The sequence below is a fragment of the bacterium genome, from assembly GCA_037147175.1.
GTDB lineage: Bacteria > Cyanobacteriota > Vampirovibrionia > Gastranaerophilales > UBA9971 > UBA9971.
The window spans coordinates 1-3,852 of sequence record JBAWVS010000095.1 but is presented as its reverse complement, the minus strand read 5'-3'; the positions used below and the strand labels follow the sequence as shown (position 1 = coordinate 3,852).

General features: G+C 36.7%; 2 protein-coding genes. Both read left to right on the top strand.

Translation table 11 applies throughout. From position 1 onward, the window contains the following. Positions 1-189 precede the first annotated feature (189 nt). The gene (gene uvrA, locus WCG23_13080; protein MEI8390804.1) at positions 190-3,027 is read left to right on the top strand and encodes an excinuclease ABC subunit UvrA; all 2,838 of its coding nucleotides are present in this window, start codon (positions 190-192) and stop codon (positions 3,025-3,027) included. A 72-nt stretch (positions 3,028-3,099) separates the two neighbouring features. Further along, on the top strand, positions 3,100-3,813 hold the full coding sequence (locus WCG23_13075; GenBank protein ID MEI8390803.1) for a hypothetical protein: 714 nt from the start codon (positions 3,100-3,102) through the stop codon (positions 3,811-3,813). Positions 3,814-3,852: the final 39 nt, after the last annotated feature.

Sequence of the window (3,852 nt, the reverse complement as noted above, 5' to 3'; positions counted from 1 at the left end):
ACATTTAATGCTAAGACGGTTAACTAAATGAAAAACTTTTCAGATGACCTCTTAGTTTTTTTAACAAAACTTTATGAAAATAATAAGAATTCAGTATTGTCAGGAGAAAATGTGATTTAAATTTTAAATTTTCATTTATGGCATAATTAAATAAATATGGAATATAAACCGTCGGGTAAAATGGCGAAAATGGATATAAATAAAAACGAATATATCGTCGTAAGAGGAGCAAATTGCCATAATTTAAAGAATGTAAGTGTGTCAATCCCCAAAAATCAGCTTGTAGTGTTTACGGGCGTGAGCGGTTCGGGGAAGAGCAGCCTTGCGTTTGATACAATTTTTGCGGAAGGTCAAAGACGCTATATAGAAAGCTTAAGCGCCTATGCAAGACAGTTTTTGGGGCAGTTGGACAAGCCTGATGTGGAAAGCATAGAAGGACTGAGCCCTGCAATCTCCATAGACCAGAAATCAACAAACAACAACCCACGCTCTACTGTAGGAACAGTTACAGAGATTTACGACCATTTACGGCTTCTTTATGCGCGAATCGGAACACCCCACTGCCCTGAATGCGGTAAAGAAATCAAGCCTCAAACCCTCGATCAAATAGTAAATAATATTCTTAAACTTGATGAAGGAACTAAAATTCAAATTTTATCTCCTCTTGTAAGAGGCAGAAAAGGCGAATATTCAGGACTTTTCAGTGAATTGAGGCAGGAAGGTTTTATCCGAGTGAGAGTTGACGGAAAAACCTGCAATCTCGATGAAGATGAAATAAAACTCGCTAAAACAAAAAAACATGACATAGAAGTTATCGTAGACAGAATTATAGTTAAAGAATCCGCCCGTTCAAGGATTTCAGAAAGCGTACAGACTGCTCTAAAAAAAGCTGACGGACTCGTTATTGTTGATTTAATGGGAGAAAAACAAATAATTTATTCTGAAAAGCTTGCTTGCTCAGAATGTGAGCTGAGTTTTGATGAGCTTTCACCGAGGTTGTTTAGTTTTAACAGCCCTTTTGGAGCATGTCCAAATTGCAGCGGGATAGGCGCGCATCTTGAGATTAGTCCGAACCTTATAGTTCCTGACGAAAGAAAATCTTTGAAGCAGGGTGCTATTTATCCGTGGGCAAAAACTGGAAATCAATATTATGTTGATATCATAAATTCAGTATGCAGACACTATGACATAGACGCAGAAACCCCATGGGAATTGCTTTCTGAAGAACATAAAAATATTATGCTTTACGGAAGCGGCAAAGAAAAAGTGCTTCTTTCTCATGCCGACTTCAAAAGAACACACCAAAAAAGCTACTATGCCAAACATGAAGGGGTTATTCCGTATCTTAAAAAGCGCTATGAAGGTTCGTCTTCTGATCTGGTCAGAGGCGAAATTGAAAAATATATGGACTCTATCCCTTGTCCTGATTGTCGTGGCACAAGACTAAAACCATTGGCTCTTGCAGTAAAAATTAAGGGAAATTCAATAGCAGATGTGTGTGCAATGCCTGTCAATGAATGCCATGACTTCATCTCAGGGCTTTTCCTGACACTTTCGGAATATCATATCGCAATAGTTAAGCAGCTTTTGTCTGAAATCAGGGAAAGATTAAAATTTTTGCTCGATGTCGGATTGAATTATCTTACTCTTTCCAGAATGGCAGGAACGCTTTCAGGCGGAGAAGCACAGAGAATAAGGCTGGCTACTCAAATCGGTTCAGGACTTTCAGGAGTGCTTTATGTCCTTGATGAGCCTAGCATAGGGCTTCATCAATTAAACAACCGACAGCTATTAAACACGCTTTTCAGGCTTAGAAATCTTGGAAATACTCTTATAGTAGTGGAACATGATGAGGAAATCATAAGAAGTGCCGACTGGATAGTCGATATTGGCCCTAAAGCAGGAACTCATGGCGGAGAAATCATTGCTGAAGGCACACCTTCAGACATCGAAGAAGTTAGAGAATCACTTACAGGGCAGTATTTAAGAGGTTCAAAATCAATAAAAATTTCAAAAAAAAGAAGAGACGGTAATGGAAACTCTATAAAAATAATAAATGCACATAAAAATAACCTTAAAAATATTGACGTCGAAATTCCGCTGGGGAAAATCGTTTCCATAACAGGAGTAAGCGGTTCTGGAAAATCTTCTCTGATTTTTGATATTTTGCAGCCTTATGTAAAGCATAAACTCGGAAGAAATGCTCCTAAACCTCAGGGTGTGCGTGAAATTATCGGGCTTGAAAACATAGATAAAATTATTGATATTGACCAGAGCCCTATAGGTAGAACTCCACGCAGCAACCCTGCAACTTATACAGGAACTTTTGATCATATAAGAGCGCTTTTTGCTCTTACCAACGAAGCCAAAGCCAGAGGCTATCAACAGGGAAGATTTAGCTTTAATGTCAAAGGCGGAAGATGTGAAGCTTGTTCAGGTGACGGAATAATTAAGATAGAAATGAATTTCCTGCCTGATGTTTACGTTCCATGCGAGGTCTGTAAAAGCGCAAGATACAATAGAGAAACCCTTGAGGTTAAATACAAAGGGAAATCGATTTCTGATGTACTTGAAATGACAGTTGAAGAAGCTTATGAGTTTTTCAAAAATATTCCTAAAATTGCTAACAAGCTTCAAACCCTTCATGAAGTAGGACTTGACTATATAAAACTCGGTCAGAGTGCAACTACACTTTCCGGTGGCGAAGCTCAGCGTGTAAAACTCGCTTCTGAATTAAACAAACGAAGCACAGGAAAAACTCTTTATCTTATGGATGAGCCTTCTGTGGGGCTTCACTGGCATGACCTGTCAAAATTAATTGATATTATCAATACTCTGGCAGATTCGGGAAATACTATTCTTGTAATCGAGCATAATCTGGACATAATAAAAATTTCCGACCATATTATTGATATGGGTCCGGAAGGAGGAAATGCAGGAGGAGAAATCATTGCGCAGGGAACTCCCGAACAGATTGCTCAAGCTAAAAATTCCCATACAGGAAAGTATTTAAAGAAAATTTTTTAAAAAAAAGCAATTTTTTATCTTCAGTTGTTTTGTAAAAACATAACTTATCTCTAAACAAAGGAAAATAAAAAATTGTCGGTTCAATTTAAACTTAACACCACAAAATATAACAACATCAGCTATTCTGAAAATATTAGTTTTCAGGGGTTAAACCGATGCCTTTCAAAACACTTTATTAATAAAAAAACTGCGCTGGAATTAGCAAACATATATCCGAATTCAAGAAGATTTGTCGGAAACTTGCCGCACGAATGGATTGCTGAAATTCCACAAAAAAGAAGAAAAGAAACAATTCAAGAAATTCAGGATTTATTTGCAAGCTTTGCAGAAAAACTCTACACTCCCAAATTTTCAGAATTTCCGAAAAATGAAAAATTTGTTACTGATTTTTTAAAAAAATTAGAAAAACTCCTTTGGATGGATACAAAAATAGAGTTTATCGGTGAAGGGATTACTGCGGGAAAAGCACATAAATTAGTTGTTGGAGATAAACAATATGTACTTAAAACCTTTCATAGTGATATAGATAAAAAAAAGATACATAAGCATGGAAAAGTCATGGAGCCAACCAGAGCGCCTTATGCTAACAAGAAAGGTGCAGGGTCATTTGTTGATTTTTATTTTGGCAAAACAGGAACTGCTGAAAGCGCAGATGGTTTTATGGTTACAAAATTCGAAGTTCCCGATAAAATACTTACGCCTAGAGAAGAAATGAAACGATTATTAAGACTTTTAAAATCCCCTGTTGGTAGTTCAGATGTTAGAATTAGTCTAGTGCATTGTTAATTTAATTTATTAGGATAAAGTTTTTTTAACTTAATTCTT